Raw genomic sequence first — 19,675 nt, forward strand, 5'->3', positions numbered from 1 at the left:
ACCAAATTATAAAAACTTGATTCGATTATTGCAAAAAATAACAAACTTCTAATACAAATTAGAACCAAACACCAAACCCTAAGTTTAATTGCTTGATTGTTTGACTACCGTCTATTGCATTGTTTTTAAATTGATAATCTGCTTTAAATGCAGCACCTGGTGCAACTTTATAAGTTAAACCAAACGTTAATTCATTACGATCGTATGCTAAATTTTTAGCCAATCCACCATCAGTTGAAGCATGTGTATTGTAATCTTCGTAGCGTGCAAAAGCAAATAATTGTTGTTTTTTATCTTGTGGTAATAAATTATATGCAGTTTCTACATACCATCCTTGTAAAGCGCTTCCTAAATCTACAGTACTTCCTGAAACAGTACTGTAATATTCGTTATATTCCTTACTATCAGAAATACTTGCGTGAATAAACTGACCACGAGCTGTAAAACGTTGGTATGCATAACGAGCATCAAAACCTACCATTGCAATACCTACATCAGAACCATCAATATTCTCTATAGCCTGTTCCGATTGAGTTCTTCCAAAATACCCTGATAATCCTAAACGTAAACCTGGTACTCCGTAATAATCTACCTTTCCTGAGAAGTTTACATTATTCATCATAGATTCAGCTCCTTTTTGACGACCGTTTCTAAAACCATTTTTACCGCCTAAAAATTTACCATTATTATCAGATACAAAGCCATTAAACATATATGCTTGGTAACGTAAAGATGCTTCATCCCATCTACCAGAAATACCTAAACCAATTTCTCTCCAAGTAGAAGGCACAATAGATTTATCCATACTTGGTCTTTCAACACCGTTAAAAGTAGTTGGTTCGTGATATTCATTTACAATACCCATTGGTACTAACATTAAACCTGCTCTTAAGTTTAAATTATCTGTTAATGTATACTGTAAAAAAGCTTGTTCTATGTATACTTCTTTTACGTGTTCAAACTCAATTTCAGTAATAAATTGTGTGCGTTCGTTAAATTTATATCCTAATAACATAACCATTCTATGCACATCTAACATGGCATTTTGTCCTGTCGCTCTATTGTAATGAACCTCTGCATAACCACCAACAGTTAAACCTTTTTGGGTTAAATTAGAAGATAAGATACGTTGTGCTGCATTTTGCTGACTTTGTGGATTCGTAGGAATACTATCTTGCGGAGCCGATTGCGCTGTTACAAATAATGATGCAGTTAATAGTACTGCAAAAAACACTTTTTTCATCTTTATTTAGATTAATTTTAAATAATTAATTGTTTTACGGGTGCAAATGTAAAAGAGTTAATTAATTTAACAAAGTTTATTAAGATTTATTTTAAATAAACTTTAACACTTTATCTAAAATAAATCTTAATAACTTAAAAATCAAAAAGTTATTATTTTACAGTTTTAAGGTAGCTTATCACAGCTTTTCTAATATCAGCACTTAATTCGGTTGGTTTTGGTTTGTAAACCGAAATAACATCAGGGTTTTTATCTGATAGACCAGGTATATCTAATCCACGTAATAAATAATCAGAAAATGCTACTGTATAGGTTTTATCAACAATAATGGCTTCTTTTCCTATCAACCATTTACCCGCTACTTTATTTGCGTTATAACGTTGTAAATAAGCACCAGTACCTGCTGCTTTAAAACCATATTCTAAAACTTCCTTTAATAGACTTCCTTTAATATCTACTTTTAAAATAGCGCCTCCATAAGGCAAAACTCTAAAAATATCAACTACATTTATAGCACCATCTAACGCATCGTCAATACGAACAGAACCTCCATTTACCAATGCACAATCTACTTTGTCATCATAAGCAAAACTCATCGCTTTTGTAATAATTTCTCCCATATTAGTTTGAATACTTCTAATTGGTGTTTCTCTAGCATCTAATGGCTCCTTTGCATTAAAGATCACTTCATATGGGTTCGCTACAATATCTTGAATTTTTGTTTTTAGTACTTTTTGCCATTTCGTAACAATAGCACCTACTTTTTCATCTGTAGGTATTTGAGCATTAATTTCTTTTAATTCTGATTTTAACTGAATTTTCTTTGTTGATAAATCATATTCAAAGCGATGAATATAAACTGTTTTTGCGTTTGCATCTGCTTTTGCTATGATTACTTTTCCAACATTTTCATAGGTATTAGTATGCTCGTGACCTCCCATAATTAATGGAATATTAGGAAACATTTCTGCTACTTTTTTATCCTGTTCAAGTGTTAAATGCGTTAACCCGATAACAACATCTACTTTATCTTTTATATTATTATAAGCTCTTTGTATTTCTTTATAGATTTCTCCGTAATACACATACCCTTTCGGATTTGAAGGAATACATGCACTTATAAAACCTACTTTTAATTTAGTGCCATCTTCGTTTTCAAATTCCCTGATATAAGAATCTTTTAAATATTCTTTTTCTCCATTGATTTTTTTATGAAAGTATTCCTGTTTTCCGTCTTTATTGTGTAATACATTTGCAGAAATCCAATCGAATTTACTTTCATTTAATCTTTCTTGTAAATTTGTATAACTTAAATCGAATTCGTGATTACCAAAAGCAACCAAATCAAAATTCATGGCATTCATTACTTCTACCATTTGCTTACCTCTTACACGAGATCCATTAACTTTCATGGTACCTATTAATGATGGATTTAAAAAATCGCCTGCTAAAACAAGCATGCTATTTTTATTTTCTTTTAATACGTTTTGGTGCACAGTTTCTACTCTAGCCATCCCCCCAAACTCATCGTTTTGAATGGGTGCTATTTCATAAACATCGTTTAATTGAAGTATGTTAAAATATGTTTTTCCTGCTTCTTTTTTAAATTGATGTGAAGCAATAGCAGTTTTTTTATTGTTTTTTTTAGAATCACAACCAACAATAGTAATTGTTAGTATAATTATAAATAAAATTTTAATTTGTTTCATTGATTTTTTTTTTAATGCAACAAATTTACATATTCTAATGAAGATATTTACGAGTATTTTGCCTGATCATTTTTCGATATGCTACCAACTCTGGAAATTGATAGAAGAAATTTATTTTTTTATGCGCAATCGTTCTTGGTTTTCTAATTTTAGAGCGTAAAACAAAGGCTGTCCAACTTTCAACAATATCTTCTTCTGGGCTAATAGCAGCATAATCTGTTAAAAATTCAGAGGAATTATTTTGATATAAGTCATATAATTTCTCAACACAATTCGCTTCAGTTTTACAGTAATCTCTTTGAATAACATCCCAATTATTTAATAAAGCACCTTTCCAAAAAAGGTTAACAAATTTATTAATATAACTGTTTTTATAAGCTTCTCCCTCAATGGTCAAATACAATTCGCCTTCCTGTTGTTTCTCTTTTCTTGTTGGCCTAATTTGCGTTTTATTCAACGTTAATAAATGACCAAACTCATGAGTCATCGTATAAACAGATTCGTATAATCTTCTTTTATCTCTAGATTTTAAATTAACATCTTTAACATCAATTTCTAGTTGCCATTTATCATTTCTAGAATTTAACGAGACTAACGCACCTACTTTTTCGTCAGGACCATCAGTCATTAAAATAATTCGCTTCACATATTTACTAGTTAATTCTTTAGGAAAAATCCTATAAAACTCTTTCCAGTAATCATTAGCCAAATCATTTATATTAGACCTGTTTTTTATTAAACTCCCCTTTTGAATTTGCCATACTCCTAACCTTTCATCAATCTGATCCTGAGATTGACAAAAAATAGTTGTAAATAAAAAGAGTATAATAAATTTAAGCTTCATATCTATTTAAAATACTTCGAGAGCTTTATTGTAAGCGCTTTCGAAGCTCATTGGTTTTATATTTGTTGTTACTTTATTGGCTGTAAAATACGATAACAATTTTTCTGTTGGCATATTACCCGTTAACTCATCTTTTGCCATTGGACAACCTCCATAACCTTTAATAGCACCATCAAAACGACGACAACCTGCCTTAAATGCACTGTCTACCTTTTCGTGCCATTTTGTTGGAGTGGTGTGTAAATGTGCTCCAAACTCTATTTGCGGATAACTCGGTATTAAATTCGAATACAAATAATCAATATCTTCTGGGGTTGATGTACCAACGGTATCTGATAAAGATAAGATTTTTACACCTAATTTTGATAATTTCTCTGTCCAATCTCCTACAATATCAACATTCCATGGATCACCATACGGATTCCCAAATCCCATTGATAAGTATGCAACAACTTCTTTATTAGTTCTGCTTGCAATAGCTAACACCTCTTTTAAAGTATCTATTGATTGCTCTATTGTTTTATGTGTATTTCGCATTTGAAAATTCTCGGATATCGAAAAAGGATATCCTAAATAATCAATTTCTTCAAACTGAGAAGCATCATTTGCGCCTCTAACATTTGCTACAATTGCTAATAATTTACTTTTTGTTGTTGATAAATCTAACTTTGATAAAACCTCGGCAGTATCTCTCATTTGAGGAATTGCTTTTGGTGATACAAAACTTCCAAAATCTATCGTATCAAATCCTACTTTTAACAGTGAATTGATATACTTTGCCTTTGCTTCTGTAGGAATAAAATGATTTTTAATTCCTTGCATGGCATCCCTTGGGCATTCAATAATTTTTATACTGTCAATCATTATGCCAAATATACGTATTTTGATTCGTTTTATGAACCTCACTTTTTCTTTCTATTAAAAAAAACATCAAAAACATAGTTCACTCAATTATAGAACATTACACTATTTTTAGCTGCGTTTTAGAATAAAATTTTACTTTTATAAAATAATTTTGTCACAATTCGAAAACTGAATTGTCTCTAGTATAGAATGATTTATTTGGAGTCTGAAAAAACACATATCAACCAACTAATAGCGCGCTGTAAAAAAAATGATAGTGCTGCGCAAATGCAAGTATACAATAGCTATTGTAAAGCTATGTATAATACCGCATATCGTATTTTAAAAGATGAGTTTGAAGCTGAAGACATAATTCAAGAAGCATTTTTAACTGCTTTTACCAAACTGAATACTTTTAAAGGAGAAGTTGCTTTTGGAGCTTGGCTAAAAAAAATTGTGGTAAATAAAAGTCTTACACAATTAAAGAAAAATAATCGTTACGAAGAAGTAAAAATGGATGTTATTCCTAATCATGAAATAGAAGAAACTGTTATTGATTATAATTCTTTAGATGTAAAACAAGTAATAAAGAGTATAGAGAATTTAAAAGACAATTACCGAATTGCGTTAACTTTAAATTTAATAGAAGGCTACGACTATGAAGAAATTTCTCAAATATTAAACTATACGAACGAAAATGTACGTACAACAATATCTAGAGCCAAAAAAAAACTAAAGCAATTATTGCTTTGCAACACTAATAAAACACCTATATATGGATGATAAATTACATCAGTTTTTTGATGAAAATGATTTTGACGTATTCGAGCCACATTCTGGACATTCAGATCGTTTTCAAAGAAAACTTCAGTCACATAAAAAACAACAAAAGCCAACCTTATTCTGGATGAGTATTGCAGCATCAATTATATTGGTTTTAGGTTTTTATATTGGTAGTTATCAACAGAATAAAAGTTATGAACTAGCAGATGTTTCTCCGAAAATGGCAGAAACGCAAAGTTTTTTTGTAACAACAATAAATCAAGAATTAAAAGAAGTTGAACAATATAGAACTATCGAAACAGAAACTATTATTGAAGGTTCTTTAGATGAAATTGAAGAATTAGAAGATCACCATAAATCATTAATTAATGAATTGGCTAAAAACGAAAATAAGCGCTTAGTTATTCAAAAAATAATTGATAATTATCAACAACGACTAATAGTTTTAGAAAGGCTTTTAGTACAATTAGAACAGCAAAAAACAACAAAACTAGCACACTTAAATGATGAAATTATATAAATTGATATTCCTTTTTATACTCTTACCAACCGTTTTGGTTGCAAACGATAAAAAGAAGCACGAAAAAAGTAAAACAATTAGTAAAAATTTTACTGTTAATAAAAACGCAACCTTATATATTAATAATAAATATGGTAATGTAAACGTAACTACTTGGAATGAAAACCGTATTGAAATTGATGTTAAAATAACCGTAAAAGGGAATGATTTAAAAAATGTTGATAAAAAATTAAATGCTATTAACATACTCTTTGAAGCTTCTAATGACTTGGTTGAAGCTCGTACTAAAATAGAAAGTATAAAGTCTAACTGGTCATTGTGGGGTTCGAACGACATTAACTACAAAATTAACTATTTTGTAAAAATGCCAATAACCAACAATGCCGATTTAAACAACAAATATGGTGCTATTGAAATAGATAAGCTTGAAGGAAAAGCAAATTTAAATTGCGATTATGGAAACATAAACGTTGATGAGTTATTGAATGATTCAAATACTATAAATTTAGATTATTGTGGTGGATCAGAAATCAACTTTATGAAATCTGGTAATATCAATATTGATTATTCTAAATTACATATAGAAAAATCAGAATCTTTGAATATTAATGCTGATTATTCAACTGTAAAAATAGGACGTTCTAATAACGTAAAATTTAATAGTGATTATGGTAGTATTGCCGTATCTGATATAGCTAATATTACTGGAAGTTCAGATTATGCTAGTATAAAAATAGGAAACTTAAGAAAAAATCTTAAAATAAATACTGATTACGGAAGTATTAAGGTTAGTAATATTATAAAAGGTTTTAACAATATTACAATAGACGGAAGCTACGCAAGTATTAAATTAGGTACAAGTAGTAACAATAACTTCAATTTCATGATAGATTTAGGATATGCTGGTTTTAACTATCCTGAAAATAATGTAAACCTCTTTAAAAGTATTAAAAAAACTACCAAAAAATATTACGAAGGTACTTTTGGGAATGGTAACTCTAAATCAACAATTAATATAAAATCAAGATACGGAGGGGTTTCTTTAAAAGTTAAAGATTAATAGCGCTTTTCCTCAATTATAGAAATACAAATTAAATAACGAGCTATATAATACATTACTGTATATATAATTACCATAATTATACTATACTCTAAATACCTATTAAAAGCTAGAAAAAAGTCTGCTATACCTATAAGAAAAACTCCTAAAAAGAATTGTATGTTTTGTCTATCCTTTTTTTGTATAAGATGAAAAAAAGCTACACCTATCAAACCTAAATTTAAAAAACAGATTATAAAAAAAGCAATTAGCATATTTTCTACATACGGCGACAATAAATAGGAACTCATAATAAAAACAAATACTCCTGGAATAATATATTTTTTTACAGAACCCATTTCTATTTTAGAAAGTGTTTTTCTTAAAATTATAAAGTATAAAACTCTTTCAACAATAACTAAAACTAGTCCTTCTCTAAGAAAATCAGGATCGAAAATAAAAAAAGAATCAGAACCTATCGAGCACATTAAAATTAAGATGTACCAATAGTTTATTTTTTTTGATACACTAATATATAAAAAAGCTAAAAAAACAAGTGAAGTTAATTTAACAACCATTTCTTCTAAAGAAGCTCCTACATCAATAAAAAACAATGAAATAAAACAGGCTATGAAATAAACTGTACTATATATTTTAAATTTTAAATCCATAATAGTAAATATAACCCATTCAAATAAATAAATAAAATGAACAAACAACTTTTTACAATTGTCATCGTATTATTATCTGTAACTACTAACGCACAAAGTTGGTGGAATTCGAAAAAAATTAAAGGTAACGGGAATACTATTACCAAAACGAGAACTATTAATACTTTTGATAAAGTAAGTATTGGCGGCTCTTTTGATGTTAATTTAATAGCCGGAACTGAAGGAACTATAACTCTTGAAGGGGAAGAAAACATCTTACCTTATATTGAAACAACAGTTAAAAACGGAAAATTAAAAGTTCAATTTAAAGAAAACACCAATATTAAAACAACAAAACAATTAACAGTTACAATTCCTTTTAAGAACATTGAAGCTGTTTCATTAGGTGGTTCTGGTAAAGTAACTGTAGAGAAACGCATAAAAGCCGATAATGTATCATTTAATATTGGAGGTTCAGGAAGTATTACTGCAAATGTTACTGCAAATACTATAAAAGCCTCTATAGGCGGTTCTGGAAACATCAAATTAAAAGGTAAATCTGAAAATCTTAAATGTTCTATTGCAGGTTCTGGTAACGTAAAAGCCTACGATTTAAACACCAATACTGTAAAAGCAAGTATTGCTGGATCTGGAAATATACGAACAACAGTAACATCTAAAATAAAAGCGAGTATTGTAGGTTCTGGAAGTGTTTATTATAAAGGAAAACCAAATAACATAGATACTAATTCAGTAGGCTCTGGTGATATAATTGATAAGAATTAATAGTTATATAAGCTATAAAAAACCCGCTAAATAACATATTTAGCGGGTTTTAATTTATGAGAATTATTTTACTTTAAACTAGCTAAACTAGATTTAATCGTTGCTATTTTGGCTAAAGTATCTGATTCTTTCTTGCGCTCTATAACAATTACCTGCTCTGGCGCATTGCTTACAAAACGTTCGTTAGATAACTTCTTTTGAATACCAAATAAGAAACCTTCAGCTCTTTTTAATTCTACTTCTAACTTTTTAGTTTCTGCTGCTACATCTATATTTTCAACCGCAATCGGAATAAAATATTCGTTAGATTTTACTCTAAATGAAGCCCCTTCAACTTTATCAGAAACGTAATTAATTACCGATGCATTTGTTAGTTTTTGAATAATAACATCAAAACTCTTTGTAAAATCTTCTTTATTTACTACTGATAATTCCACAGCATCTTTAAATGAAATGTTTTTATCTTTTCTTATCGTTCTAATTCCTGAAACAACATTAGTAGCAAACTCAAATTCACTAATAATAGTTGTGTCTACTTTTTTAACCTCAGGATATTTTGCTATAATTAATGCTTCTTCTGGAGTTCTCTCAGCAATATATTGCCAAATATCTTCAGATAAAAATGGCATAAACGGATGCAATACTTTTAAGTTCTCTTCAAAAATAGCGATTACTGCATCAAATGTTTTTTTATCTATTGGTTGTTGATATGCTGGCTTAACCGTTTCTAATAACCATGAAGAAAAATCATCCATAATTAGTTTATAAATTGCCATTAAAGCATCCGATAAACGATATTTAGAAAAATGATCTTCAATTTCTGCTAATACTGTTTGAAACTTCGCATTATACCATTCTAAACCTATTTTGGCTGCTTCTGGTTGTGCTAATGTTGCGTCTACTTCCCAACCTTTAACCAAACGAAAGGCATTCCATATTTTATTAGAAAATCCTTTTCCTTGCTGACATAAATCTTCATCAAACATTAAATCATTTCCTGCCGCAGAACTTAGTAACAATCCTACTCTTACTCCGTCTGCTCCGTAATCTTCAATTAATTTTAAAGCATCAGGTGAATTCCCTAATGATTTAGACATTTTACGACGCTGCTTATCGCGTACTAAACCTGTTAAATAAACATTCTGAAAAGGTTTTTCATCTTTATATTCATAACCAGCAACAATCATTCTTGCTACCCAGAAAAATAAAATATCTGGTCCGGTAACTAAATCGTTTGTAGGATAGTAATATTTAATTTCTTCGTTCTCTGGATTGTTTATTCCGTCAAAAACACTCATTGGCCATAACCAAGAAGAAAACCACGTATCTAATGCATCTTCATCTTGTCTTAAGTCAGATGCCGACAGCGAATCGTTATTTGTTTTTTCTTGAGCTAATTTAACTGCCTCCTCAATAGTTGTTGCAACAACGAAATCTTCTTTTCCGTCTCCGTAGAAATACGCAGGAATCTGTTGCCCCCACCAAAGTTGACGAGAAATATTCCAATCACGAACATTTTCCATCCAATGACGATACGTGTTTTCGAATTTCTTTGGATACAGATTAATTTCAGCATCTTCACCTAAAACAGCTTTAATAGCTGGTTTTGCTAAATCTTCCATCTTTAAAAACCATTGATCTGATAATCTTGGTTCAATAACAGCTTTGGTTCTTTCTGAGGTTCCTACTTTATTTGTGTGAACTTCAGTTTTAACTAAAATTCCTTTTTCTTCTAACTCTTTTGCTATTTCTTTTCTAGCTACAAATCTATCTTTTCCTTGATAATGTAAACCAAAAGAATTTAATGAAGCATCATCATTAAAAATATCAATTACTTCTAATTTGTGCTTATCTCCTAAAACCTTGTCATTTTCATCGTGAGCAGGAGTTACTTTTAAACATCCTGTTCCGAATTCAACATCTACATATTCATCTTCAATAATCGGAATTACTCTTCCACAAAGAGGCACAATTGCTTTTTTACCTTTTAAATGCGTAAAACGTTCATCATTCGGATTGATACAAATAGCGGTATCTCCAAAAATAGTTTCTGGACGCGTTGTTGCAATCGTTAATTTATCTTCAGATCCTTCAATTTTATATTCTAAATAATAAAGATTTCCTTGTTTTTCAATATGAATAACTTCTTCGTCAGAAAGTGTTGTTTTCGCTTCAGGATCCCAATTTACCATTCTATATCCACGGTAAATCAATCCTTTATTATATAAATCAACGAAAACTTTAATAACAGATTCAGACAACGCTGGATCCATAGTAAAAGCTGTACGTTCCCAATCACAAGAAGCACCAAGCTTTTTTAATTGCTCTAAAATTTTACCTCCATACTCATGTTTCCATTCCCAAGCATGCTCTAAAAATTCTTCACGCGTTAAATCGTTTTTATCAATTCCTTGTTCTTTTAACTTGGCAACAACTTTTGCTTCGGTAGCAATAGAGGCGTGATCGGTACCAGGAACCCAACAAGCATTTTTACCTTGTAAACGTGCACGACGAATTAATACATCTTGAATTGTATTGTTCAACATATGCCCCATATGTAACACTCCAGTAACGTTTGGCGGCGGAATTACAATCGTATATGGTTCTCTATCATCTACTTCAGAATGAAAGTAATTATGCTTCATCCAGTAATCGTACCACTTCCCTTCTACTTCTTTAGAATTATATTTTGATGGAATATTCATCTGTTTTTTATATCTTTATAACCAAATAATTAAGCTCTGTGCTTTTTGGCATTATTTTTGAAATTCAATTAAGCAAAAATACAACTATCTCTGAGGTACAGAAAATAAGATGTCGATTTTTTTAAAACTAAAAAAATAACCCTAAATTTGTGGTGGTTTAAACCCCTAAATTAAATTTATCTATTATGAAAACAATTTTATCAATTATTGCTGTTTGTTTTATTACGTTAACAGTAAGCGCTCAAGAATTTAAATTTGAAACTGAAACTATTAACTATGGAAAAATAGCTGTAGGATCAGAAGGAACACGTGTGTTTGAATTTACAAACGTAGGTGATGCTCCTTTAATTATTAAAGATATAAAGTCTACTTGTGGATGTACCGTACCTAAAAAACCTGAAGCACCAATTATGCCAGGACAAAAAGGTGAAATTTCAGTTTCTTACGACACCAAAAAACCAGGAGGTTTCTCTAAAGCTATTACAGTAATTTCTAATGCTAAAAAGAAAAGAACAATGCTTAAAATTAAAGGTTTTATTACTAAAGATGCAGCTCCTGCAAAAGCAAAGGATGCAGTAAGTGATAGTGAGTAATTACTACAACAAATCAATATAAAAAAAGCGTCAATTTTAAAATTGACGCTTTTTTTATATTGATTTTTCTAATCGAAATTCAAACTTTAAATCAGTTACTCCTCTTCTAACGTTCATTTTAATCTTCTTGTTTGGCTTTGTTTGAAACAAAGTCATTATTTTTTCTAAAGTATATTCATAAGCTTGTTTTCCGTTAATTGATTTTATAATATCATCTTTTAAAAATCCTGCTTTATAAGCAGGAGACCCCTCAACAACTCTATCTATTTTATATTTCGGTTTAAACTTATAGTGGTAAGTACTAACAAATGAAAGAACATTATTTTTATTGGTGGATTTTCTCCCGTAACCAATATTAGCAGTATTTACAGTTCTTTCTTTAACCAATTCTTGTCCATCATAAATAATATGTAAACCACTCATATTATAGTAGAAACCGTCTTTTAGAGAGGCATTCTTTTTTAAAGTGATTTTTTTATTCGGATAATCAATCCATATTTTAAATCGTTTTAAAATATTACCACCAATACTACCATTTCTCCCTTTAAACTTTCTTGCATTAAATGTTGTTACTGCATCTAAAAAAGAAACCGTTGGTTCTTTAATTAAAAACTTACCTAATGCCACGTAGGGGATCCTACTTCTGTTTCCATAAATAGTTCCGCTAAGTCCTTCTCCTAAAATATCTTTAAAATGTTTTATAGGCGTTTTTATAATTTCTTTGCTATCTTCAAACAACCACATTGCATCACTTCCTCCTGTATCTATTAACAATTTCATTGGAGTTTTCACATTGTTTATAGTGTCAATCCTAGCTTCAACATTTATATATGGCTTATTACGATAGAACTGCAATGGAAAAATTTCACATTTTCTACATTTTGATTCTTTATATGTTTTAGGGTTATAAAAAACAATTTTTTTAGTACTGTAATTTACTTTAACAACAACATCCTTCAATAAATCATAGCCTATAATACCATGAATAGTGGTTCCCATTTTTGCAGATAAACTAAAAGCATCATTTAAAATAACATATAAATCTTGGTTAGCACTTAATATGTTTTTAACCCTAAAGTTATTCCCTTTTGATAATAAAGCTTCAATTGGTTCTCCATCACCTAACCCCCTTATAAATACTTTTTTAACATTATTTAAACCTAGGCTATCGTTTTCTGTTAAATTAAATAAGATCGTTTTATTAACTCCTGTATCCATTATAAAAGACAATTTATGTCCGTTAATTTCTAAAGGAATCACTATTAAATTATTTATTAATTTAAATGATACTTCTTGCTTTTCTTTATTTTTTCCATAAAATTTAAATTTCTTTTGAGAATAAACTGACAAACAAGTAAGGAAGGCTACAATATAAAGTATCTCTTTTTTCAAATAGTAAAGTGTTAATGGTTAATCTTAAAGATACAATCTTCATTTTAATTTTCAACAATTTTATGATTTTTTTAACCTCTATTTTAATAAACAACAAGTTTATTTTATCAAAAATAATTCGCAAATTTGCTTTTCAAACTACTAATACTATTTACAATGCCAAACATTTCTATAAAAGGAAATTCTATGCCTCAATCACCAATACGTAAATTGGTGCCTTTTGCTGAGGCTGCTAAAAAAAACGGAACTAAAGTTTTTCATTTAAACATTGGTCAACCAGATATAAAAACACCACAAGTAGCGCTTGATGCTGTTAAAAATAATACCATTGAAGTATTATCATATGCACGTTCTGAAGGTTCTGAAGAATACCGAACTAAATTAGCTAACTATTATGCTAAAAACGACATTCATGTTAATGCAAATAATATTGTAGCTACCACTGGTGGCTCTGAAGCATTATTATTTACCATTGGTAGTATTACCGATCCGGGTGATGAAATTATTATCCCTGAACCTTTTTATGCGAATTACAACGGGTTTTCAACTGCTTCTGGAGTAAAAGTGGTTCCTGTTATTTCAAAAATTGAAAATAACTTTGCGTTACCTGCTATTGAAGACTTCGAAAAGCTAATTACCTCGAAAACCAAAGCAATTTTAATCTGTAATCCTGGAAACCCAACCGGATATTTATACAGTGCTGACGAAATTGAAAAATTAAAGCAAATTGTTTTAAAACACGATTTATTTTTAATTGCTGATGAAGTATATCGTGAGTTTACGTATGATGGTGAAAAGCACAATTCGATAATGACTTTAAACGGTTTAGAGCAACATGCTATTATGATAGACTCTGTCTCTAAACGTTATAGTATGTGTGGTGCAAGAATTGGTTGTATTGTTTCTAAAAATGAAGAATTTGTTAATACTGCTATTAAATTTGCACAAGCACGTTTAAGTCCGCCAACTTATGCTTTATTAGCCAGTGAAGCTGCTTTAGATACGCCTCAAAGTTATTTTGATGACGTTATTGAAGAATATGAAGGTCGTAGAAATACGTTAGTTACTGAATTACAAAAAATTGATGGTGTAAAAGTGGCAAATCCAAAAGGAGCCTTTTATTGTGTTGTTCAACTTCCTGTTGCTAATGCTGATCATTTTGCACAATGGATTTTAGAAGAATTCAACGATAATAACGAAACAATTATGGTTGCACCTGCAAGTGGATTTTACTCTACCGAAGGAGAAGGTAAAAATCAAGTTCGTATCGCTTATGTTTTAAATAAAACTGATTTAAAACGCGCTGTAGAAATTTTAAAAATCGCTTTAACACAATACAATAAGTAATTCTTTGAATATTAAAGAAAACATATCATTAAAAAAATACAACACGTTTGGCATTCATGTAAATGCCAAGCGTTTTGTTACTATAGATTCACTTTACGATTTACAACAGCTTTTAAAAAAAGAAAAAGACATCTTTTTAATTTCTGGAGGAAGTAATATGTTGCTTACTAAAGATATTGAAAAATTGGTGGTACATATTAATATGAAAGGAATTTCTATTGATAGAGAAAATAATAACAATGTACATTTAACGGTAAATGCAGGTGAAAATTGGCATGAATTTGTACTTTGGTGTGTTTCTGAAAATTATGGAGGTATTGAAAACTTATCACTCATTCCTGGAAATGTAGGTACTTGCCCTATTCAAAACATTGGTGCTTATGGTATTGAAGTTAAAGACACCATTACTCGTGTAGAAGCTGTTGATATTAAAACAGGCAAATTAGTAACCTTTTCTAATGCTGAATGTGAATTTGGTTATCGAAATTCTATTTTTAAAAATATTGTTAAAGGAAAATATATTATTACAGCTGTTAGTTTTAAACTTACCAAAAATGAACACAAGCTTAATTCTTCTTATGGTGCTATTGAAACAGAATTAGTTTCTAAAAACATTATAAATCCTACAATAAAAAATATTTCTGATGCAGTAATTGCTATACGTCAAAGTAAATTACCCGATCCTAAAAAAATTGGAAATAGCGGAAGTTTTTTTAAAAATCCAGTAATTTCTAAAGCTGATTTTGATAAACTTCAAAAAGAATTTTCAACAATACCTAGTTACGTTATTTCAGAATCTGAAATAAAAGTACCCGCAGGTTGGTTAATTGAACAATGTGGTTTTAAAGGTAAAAGTTATGGTGATTATGGCGTACATGAAAAACAAGCTTTAGTACTTGTTAATTATGGAAATGCTACAGGTATCGAAATTTACGAACTAGCGCAAAACATTCAAAAAACAATTAAAGATACTTTTTCTATTGATTTAGAAATTGAAGTTAATATTATTTAATCTTCTTTTTTCAAAATTTCAACATGTCGTATTAACCTCTTAGTTTCTAACCCTAAAGTGCCATTATAAACACCTCGTATTCTTCCTTTTTTATCGACTAAAACAAAATTTTCTGAATGTATAAAAGCAGCTGTATTTTGTGTTTTCTCGAAATCTTCATCTGCAAAATACCCTTTTCTTGCTAAGTTATAAATATGTTTTTTATCTCCTGTTACTAAATTCCATTTACCAGATACAATCTCATTATCTAAAGCATATTTTTTTAAAACTGAAACGGAGTCTTTAACAGGCATAACAGTATGCGACAATAATAAAACAGAAGAATCATTCTTATATTTTTCTTGAATTTTACTCATGTTTTTTTCAAGAACAGGGCAAATTCCAGGGCAAGTAACAAAGAAAAAATCTGCAACATAAATTTTCCCTTCGTAGGTCTTATTTGTTATAATTTTTCCTTCTTGATTTATTAAATTAAAATCAGGAATTGTATGTATATTATTATATTCTGACGAACTTTCTGCTATCCATTCTGGTGTAAATTCTGCTGAATTAAAAAAAGGCAATACTGTTTCTTTATCTATTTTTACTTCATTTTCAATTTTGGTTTTACATGCCGTAAAACTTATCATCAAAAAAAATAATACGAATATGTTCTTTTTCAATTTATGTTTTTTTAAAAATATCATTTAATTCTTTCATTTTCAATAGCTACCGAGTAACATTTTTTTAATCCTATCAATCCAAAACGTTCTCCATTTTTAGTTACAAAATTTGCTTTTATTTTTCCGTTAGGTTGCCATGTTTTTTGACGACCTTCTTCTCTTCCATCTTTAAAATTAAACTCATTTAATAATGCTCCGTTCATGTACCAATCTGTAATACTACCATTATATACACCATTAGTATTAAAATGATATTTAAACATTGGTTTGCCATTATCAAACCAACCAATATGAATTCCTGTTTTTAATCCGTTTGTATAAAAACGTTGAAACCATTTATTTCCGCTAATATACCAGCCGTTATAAATTCCGTGTTTTTTTCCTTGAAAATATACAGAAGTTGATTTTAATTTTTCTTTTGAATAATAATCTTCTACAATTCCTGAATATGGTGTTTCATTTAATAACAAAACACCATTTTTAAGATTAAAACTCTTATCTTTTTTATTCTTTTTTATATTCGGAATAATAATTTTATTGATTGATAAATCTTTTATTTCTTTCTCTTTAAAATTACATGAAATAAAAATCAGTATAATTACGATATAAATTTTCATGCTATTTAATTATCTTGTTACAACTCCAGCAGTACCGAAAAAACCATTTCCATTTAAATAAGGGTCTTCATTTGTAATGTGGTAATGATAAATTCCATCAGGAAAATCAGCAGTTACAGAAGTATAACCATGATAATCGTCTAAATCATCATTTGTAATTGTTTTTCCATCTTCTAAAGAACCATATACCGGAAATCCATCAGATAATAATCCTAAAAAAGCATCTTCACCAAAAGTATCTGTTAAAAACTTTGGCTTAATATGATAATGATATGTTGTCATTGCAGGATGTCCTAAATATTGATCAAAAGAATTAATTTCACCTGTTAAAGGTGCACCTCCTCCGGCATATTGATTGAAAAAAACAACACCATTTCTTGATATTCCTATTGGTCCCATTGGTGTTGCTGTTTTATTTACAGCTTCGCTTGGATTTAAAGACATGGTAAAAGTAATCTCCTGCTCTCCGATAGAACCTGGATTCTGATTCCAACTAGTATTTATACCGTTATAAGCTTCGTACATTGCGTTATCTGTTCCCCAATACGGGCTTTTATGATTTGGTAAATCGGTAGTTGTAAAAGTTACTATATTATCTGATATGGCATAAGAAACTGATGCTACATCATCAAATTTTGATAAAATACTTGTAATATCATAGTTTGTTACTTCAGGTGTATTTCCTCCTTCTTCTGTAGTATCATCAGATGAGCAAGCATAAAATAAACCTGCTATCATTATTAATACTGCTACTTTTTTAATTAATTGATTTTTTTTCATGTGTATCATTTTTAATTATTAGTTAAAATTACTCTCTAAGACTATTTACTTTCGCTATTAATTCATCTCTAATAACAGTATCACTAGCACTTAAAGGCAATTGATTTGTGCTTAATAAATTGGGGTTTTCTAAAGGATTTTCAATTAAATTATATAAAGCTTCACTTCCATCTGAAAACTGTATATATTTATGAGTTGAATTTCGAATAGTATAATTTACTGTTCCGTTGTCTTCGCCGATTTCGGTATATGTATAATCTCTAAAACTAGTATTTGAAGTTGTAAATAATTCTTTAAAACTTTTACTATCATTTATTTCTGTAGTACCTGTACCAGCTATATCTGAAATTGTTGCAAATAAATCAGTTGTATTTAATAAAGCATCTTCTGACTCACTAAATCGATTTATATTTTTACCTGATATAATCATTGGTACATTAACACCTCCTTGATATACGCTTCCTTTTGCTCGCTGACTAGCATACTCTTGAACAACTTGATTCGGCGTACCATTATCTCCTATAAAAATGATAACAGTATTATCTTTTTCTTCTTGTGACATTGAAGCTAAAAGTCTTCCTACTTCGGTATCTAAAGCTTCTAACATAGCCATATAATACGGTTGTGGATTTGCATCAATACTTGCTTGATCTGAAGATAATGATTGTGTATGTAAATTTGCAGGAGGTAAATGAAAAGGTGTGTGCGGAGCATTATAAGCCAACCATAAAAACCAAGGTTCTTTTTGTAAAGCTACCCAATCGATTGCTAAATCAGTAAATTTAGTGGTTGTATATTCTGTTGAATTTGTTGTTTGCTGATTTTCTGTAAAATTCCAATTAGTGTACGATTGTACACCTCCGCTTAACAAACCTGCGTAATATCCTACACCCATTTGTGCTGGATGTGAAGCATCTTTTGATAAATGCCATTTACCTATTACAGCATGATTATAACCCGAATTATTGTTATCTAAATGTTTTTGAAGTGATATTTCTGATGTTGATAACGCATCATTAACCTTCATTACATTTGTTCTAAAACCATATTTACCAGTTAAAATACTTGATCTTGTTGGTGTACACGTTGGGTATGACCATAAATTATTAAATTTAACCCCGTTATTAATCATACTTTGAAGGTTTGGCATTGTAGGTTTTTCAGTACCTACATTATACCCAGGAGTTGCATCTAACCCCATATCATCGGCTATAATTAATAAAATATTTGGTTTGTTGTTTGTTGAACCATCAGGATCATCTATTTCGTTAACGACATCTTTATCGCATGAAATAAATAAAATTATAATGATAAAAATAAGATTAGCAGTAGGTAGCTTCATGAATTTCACGTTTATTTTAAGACCTAAGTTTCATAAAAAGGTTTAAAATAAAAGCAATAAAAAAACAGGCTCAATAAATATTGAGCCTGTTTTTTTCTAATATCTAAATATTTTATTCCTTATCAAAAAACGCTTTATGAATAAATCCGGCTACAATTGCTCCTGCTATTGGTGCAACCCAAAACAACCAAGACTGTGTTAAATAACCACCGCCTGCAAATAATGCCTGACTCATAGAACGTGCAGGATTTACCGAAGTATTTGTAATTGGAATACTTATTAAGTGTATTAATGTTAAACCTAAACCAATAGCTATTGGAGCAAAACCTTTAGGCGCTCTTTCATTGGTACTTCCTAAAATAATTAATAAAAAGAACATCGTTAATAAAAACTCTGTTACAAAAGCTGATGTCATATTATAACCTCCTGGTGATAATTCTCCGTATCCGTTAGCAGCAAAACCACCAATAGTTTCAAAATCTGATTTTCCAGAAACAATTAAAAACAAAGCAGCGGCAGCTAAAATTGCTCCTACTAATTGAGAAATAATATATGGTATTAATTCTTTAGCAGAAAACTTTCCTCCTGCCCACAAACCTAACGAAACTGCAGGATTAAAATGCCCTCCAGAAATATGCCCAACAGCATATGCCATTGTTAAAACTGTTAAACCAAAGGCTAATGCTACCCCTACAAAACCTATTCCTAAATCAGGGAACCCTGCTGCAAAAATTGCGCTACCACAGCCTCCAAAAACTAACCAAAATGTTCCGAATGATTCTGCTAAATATTTTTTCATATATTGAAT

19 protein-coding genes are annotated in these 19,675 nt (G+C 29.8%); 7 read left to right on the forward strand and 12 right to left on the reverse strand.

Going from position 1 to position 19,675, the window contains the following annotated elements; genetic code table 11:
• Nucleotides 1–58 precede the first annotated feature (58 nt).
• The 4 genes from N2251_RS07460 to N2251_RS07475 form a co-directional block, all read right to left on the reverse strand.
• Nucleotides 59–1,243 (reverse strand): putative porin, encoded by a 1,185-nt coding sequence (locus N2251_RS07460; RefSeq protein ID WP_260586122.1) that lies wholly within the window; start codon nucleotides 1,241–1,243, stop codon nucleotides 59–61.
• A gap of 152 nt (nucleotides 1,244–1,395) precedes the next feature.
• Nucleotides 1,396–2,952 carry a bifunctional metallophosphatase/5'-nucleotidase gene (locus N2251_RS07465; protein WP_260586123.1) on the reverse strand — a complete coding sequence of 519 codons (1,557 nt, stop codon included), beginning with the start codon at nucleotides 2,950–2,952 and terminating at the stop codon, nucleotides 1,396–1,398.
• 34 nt (nucleotides 2,953–2,986) lie between these two features.
• On the reverse strand, nucleotides 2,987–3,796 hold the full coding sequence (locus N2251_RS07470; protein ID WP_260586124.1) for a hypothetical protein: 810 nt from the start codon (nucleotides 3,794–3,796) through the stop codon (nucleotides 2,987–2,989).
• A gap of 6 nt (nucleotides 3,797–3,802) precedes the next feature.
• Nucleotides 3,803–4,660 carry a hydroxymethylglutaryl-CoA lyase gene (locus tag N2251_RS07475; RefSeq protein WP_260586125.1) on the reverse strand — a complete coding sequence of 286 codons (858 nt, stop codon included), beginning with the start codon at nucleotides 4,658–4,660 and terminating at the stop codon, nucleotides 3,803–3,805.
• A gap of 189 nt (nucleotides 4,661–4,849) precedes the next feature.
• On the opposite strand from N2251_RS07475, the gene N2251_RS07480 reads away from it, so the two are divergent.
• Genes N2251_RS07480 through N2251_RS07490 form a run of 3 tightly spaced genes read left to right on the forward strand, consistent with a single transcriptional unit; the run spans nucleotide 4,850 to nucleotide 7,002 of the window.
• Nucleotides 4,850–5,422: an RNA polymerase sigma factor gene (locus N2251_RS07480; RefSeq protein WP_260586126.1), complete on the forward strand. Its 573-nt coding sequence runs from the start codon at nucleotides 4,850–4,852 to the stop codon at nucleotides 5,420–5,422.
• Nucleotides 5,415–5,942, forward strand: a complete 528-nt coding sequence (locus N2251_RS07485; RefSeq protein ID WP_260586127.1) for a hypothetical protein — start codon at nucleotides 5,415–5,417, stop codon at nucleotides 5,940–5,942. The genes N2251_RS07480 and N2251_RS07485 overlap by 8 nt, the downstream gene beginning before the upstream one ends.
• Nucleotides 5,929–7,002 (forward strand): hypothetical protein, encoded by a 1,074-nt coding sequence (locus N2251_RS07490; RefSeq protein WP_260586128.1) that lies wholly within the window; start codon nucleotides 5,929–5,931, stop codon nucleotides 7,000–7,002. The genes N2251_RS07485 and N2251_RS07490 overlap by 14 nt, the downstream gene beginning before the upstream one ends.
• On the opposite strand, the gene N2251_RS07495 is transcribed toward N2251_RS07490, so the two are convergent.
• Nucleotides 6,999–7,652: a lysoplasmalogenase family protein gene (locus tag N2251_RS07495; protein ID WP_260586129.1), complete on the reverse strand. Its 654-nt coding sequence runs from the start codon at nucleotides 7,650–7,652 to the stop codon at nucleotides 6,999–7,001. The two genes, N2251_RS07490 and N2251_RS07495, sit on opposite strands and share 4 nt — an antisense overlap.
• Nucleotides 7,653–7,688: 36 nt before the next feature.
• Here N2251_RS07495 and N2251_RS07500 point away from each other — a divergent pair, with 36 nt between their 5' ends.
• The gene (locus N2251_RS07500) at nucleotides 7,689–8,417 is read left to right on the forward strand and encodes a head GIN domain-containing protein (protein ID WP_260586130.1); all 729 of its coding nucleotides are present in this window, start codon (nucleotides 7,689–7,691) and stop codon (nucleotides 8,415–8,417) included.
• Between the two features lie 68 nt (nucleotides 8,418–8,485).
• Here N2251_RS07500 and N2251_RS07505 read toward each other — a convergent pair whose 3' ends face one another.
• The gene (locus tag N2251_RS07505) at nucleotides 8,486–11,122 is read right to left on the reverse strand and encodes a valine--tRNA ligase (RefSeq protein WP_260586131.1); all 2,637 of its coding nucleotides are present in this window, start codon (nucleotides 11,120–11,122) and stop codon (nucleotides 8,486–8,488) included.
• Nucleotides 11,123–11,307: 185 nt separating this feature from the next.
• Between N2251_RS07505 and N2251_RS07510 the strand changes: the two genes are divergently transcribed.
• Nucleotides 11,308–11,715, forward strand: a complete 408-nt coding sequence (locus N2251_RS07510; RefSeq protein ID WP_260586132.1) for a DUF1573 domain-containing protein — start codon at nucleotides 11,308–11,310, stop codon at nucleotides 11,713–11,715.
• A gap of 54 nt (nucleotides 11,716–11,769) precedes the next feature.
• On the opposite strand, the gene N2251_RS07515 is transcribed toward N2251_RS07510, so the two are convergent.
• Entirely contained in the window at nucleotides 11,770–13,107 is a 1,338-nt protein-coding gene (locus N2251_RS07515) for an aspartyl protease family protein (protein WP_260586133.1), read from the reverse strand.
• Nucleotides 13,108–13,263: 156 nt separating this feature from the next.
• On the opposite strand from N2251_RS07515, the gene N2251_RS07520 reads away from it, so the two are divergent.
• Together N2251_RS07520 and murB are read left to right on the forward strand one after the other, a co-directional pair.
• A complete protein-coding gene (locus N2251_RS07520) occupies nucleotides 13,264–14,454 on the forward strand; it encodes a pyridoxal phosphate-dependent aminotransferase (protein ID WP_260586134.1) in 1,191 nt (396 codons plus the stop codon).
• 4 nt (nucleotides 14,455–14,458) lie between these two features.
• The gene (gene murB, locus N2251_RS07525) at nucleotides 14,459–15,466 is read left to right on the forward strand and encodes a UDP-N-acetylmuramate dehydrogenase (RefSeq protein WP_260586135.1); all 1,008 of its coding nucleotides are present in this window, start codon (nucleotides 14,459–14,461) and stop codon (nucleotides 15,464–15,466) included.
• Here murB and N2251_RS07530 read toward each other — a convergent pair.
• From N2251_RS07530 to aqpZ, 5 genes are all read right to left on the reverse strand, one after another.
• Nucleotides 15,463–16,128: an SCO family protein gene (locus N2251_RS07530; RefSeq protein WP_260586136.1), complete on the reverse strand. Its 666-nt coding sequence runs from the start codon at nucleotides 16,126–16,128 to the stop codon at nucleotides 15,463–15,465. The two genes, murB and N2251_RS07530, sit on opposite strands and share 4 nt — an antisense overlap.
• Nucleotides 16,129–16,148: 20 nt before the next feature.
• On the reverse strand, nucleotides 16,149–16,745 hold the full coding sequence (locus tag N2251_RS07535; protein ID WP_260586137.1) for a toxin-antitoxin system YwqK family antitoxin: 597 nt from the start codon (nucleotides 16,743–16,745) through the stop codon (nucleotides 16,149–16,151).
• Between the two features lie 9 nt (nucleotides 16,746–16,754).
• Nucleotides 16,755–17,525: a YHYH protein gene (locus tag N2251_RS07540; protein ID WP_260586138.1), complete on the reverse strand. Its 771-nt coding sequence runs from the start codon at nucleotides 17,523–17,525 to the stop codon at nucleotides 16,755–16,757.
• A 28-nt stretch (nucleotides 17,526–17,553) separates the two neighbouring features.
• Entirely contained in the window at nucleotides 17,554–18,867 is a 1,314-nt protein-coding gene (locus tag N2251_RS07545) for a sulfatase-like hydrolase/transferase (RefSeq protein ID WP_260586139.1), read from the reverse strand.
• Nucleotides 18,868–18,979: 112 nt separating this feature from the next.
• Nucleotides 18,980–19,666 carry an aquaporin Z gene (gene aqpZ, locus N2251_RS07550; RefSeq protein WP_260586140.1) on the reverse strand — a complete coding sequence of 229 codons (687 nt, stop codon included), beginning with the start codon at nucleotides 19,664–19,666 and terminating at the stop codon, nucleotides 18,980–18,982.
• Nucleotides 19,667–19,675: the final 9 nt, after the last annotated feature.

Source organism: Tenacibaculum haliotis (assembly GCF_025215075.1).
Taxonomy (GTDB): Bacteria; Bacteroidota; Bacteroidia; order Flavobacteriales; family Flavobacteriaceae; genus Polaribacter; species Polaribacter haliotis_B.

Bases quoted from the DNA above. Each gene is read 5' to 3' on its own strand.
- N2251_RS07465 (WP_260586123.1), bottom strand. From the start codon at position 2,952: ATGAAACAAATTAAAATTTTATTTATAATTATACTAACAATTACTATT.
- N2251_RS07490 (WP_260586128.1), top strand. From the start codon at position 5,929: ATGAAATTATATAAATTGATATTCCTTTTTATACTCTTACCAACCGTT.
- aqpZ (WP_260586140.1), bottom strand. From the start codon at position 19,666: ATGAAAAAATATTTAGCAGAATCATTCGGAACATTTTGGTTAGTTTTT.
- N2251_RS07545 (WP_260586139.1), bottom strand. From the start codon at position 18,867: ATGAAGCTACCTACTGCTAATCTTATTTTTATCATTATAATTTTATTT.
- N2251_RS07475 (WP_260586125.1), bottom strand. From the start codon at position 4,660: ATGATTGACAGTATAAAAATTATTGAATGCCCAAGGGATGCCATGCAA.
- N2251_RS07520 (WP_260586134.1), top strand. From the start codon at position 13,264: ATGCCAAACATTTCTATAAAAGGAAATTCTATGCCTCAATCACCAATA.
- N2251_RS07470 (WP_260586124.1), bottom strand. From the start codon at position 3,796: ATGAAGCTTAAATTTATTATACTCTTTTTATTTACAACTATTTTTTGT.
- N2251_RS07485 (WP_260586127.1), top strand. From the start codon at position 5,415: ATGGATGATAAATTACATCAGTTTTTTGATGAAAATGATTTTGACGTA.
- N2251_RS07540 (WP_260586138.1), bottom strand. From the start codon at position 17,525: ATGAAAAAAAATCAATTAATTAAAAAAGTAGCAGTATTAATAATGATA.
- N2251_RS07500 (WP_260586130.1), top strand. From the start codon at position 7,689: ATGAACAAACAACTTTTTACAATTGTCATCGTATTATTATCTGTAACT.
- N2251_RS07535 (WP_260586137.1), bottom strand. From the start codon at position 16,745: ATGAAAATTTATATCGTAATTATACTGATTTTTATTTCATGTAATTTT.
- N2251_RS07495 (WP_260586129.1), bottom strand. From the start codon at position 7,652: ATGGATTTAAAATTTAAAATATATAGTACAGTTTATTTCATAGCCTGT.
- N2251_RS07510 (WP_260586132.1), top strand. From the start codon at position 11,308: ATGAAAACAATTTTATCAATTATTGCTGTTTGTTTTATTACGTTAACA.
- N2251_RS07480 (WP_260586126.1), top strand. From the start codon at position 4,850: ATGATTTATTTGGAGTCTGAAAAAACACATATCAACCAACTAATAGCG.
- N2251_RS07460 (WP_260586122.1), bottom strand. From the start codon at position 1,243: ATGAAAAAAGTGTTTTTTGCAGTACTATTAACTGCATCATTATTTGTA.
- N2251_RS07505 (WP_260586131.1), bottom strand. From the start codon at position 11,122: ATGAATATTCCATCAAAATATAATTCTAAAGAAGTAGAAGGGAAGTGG.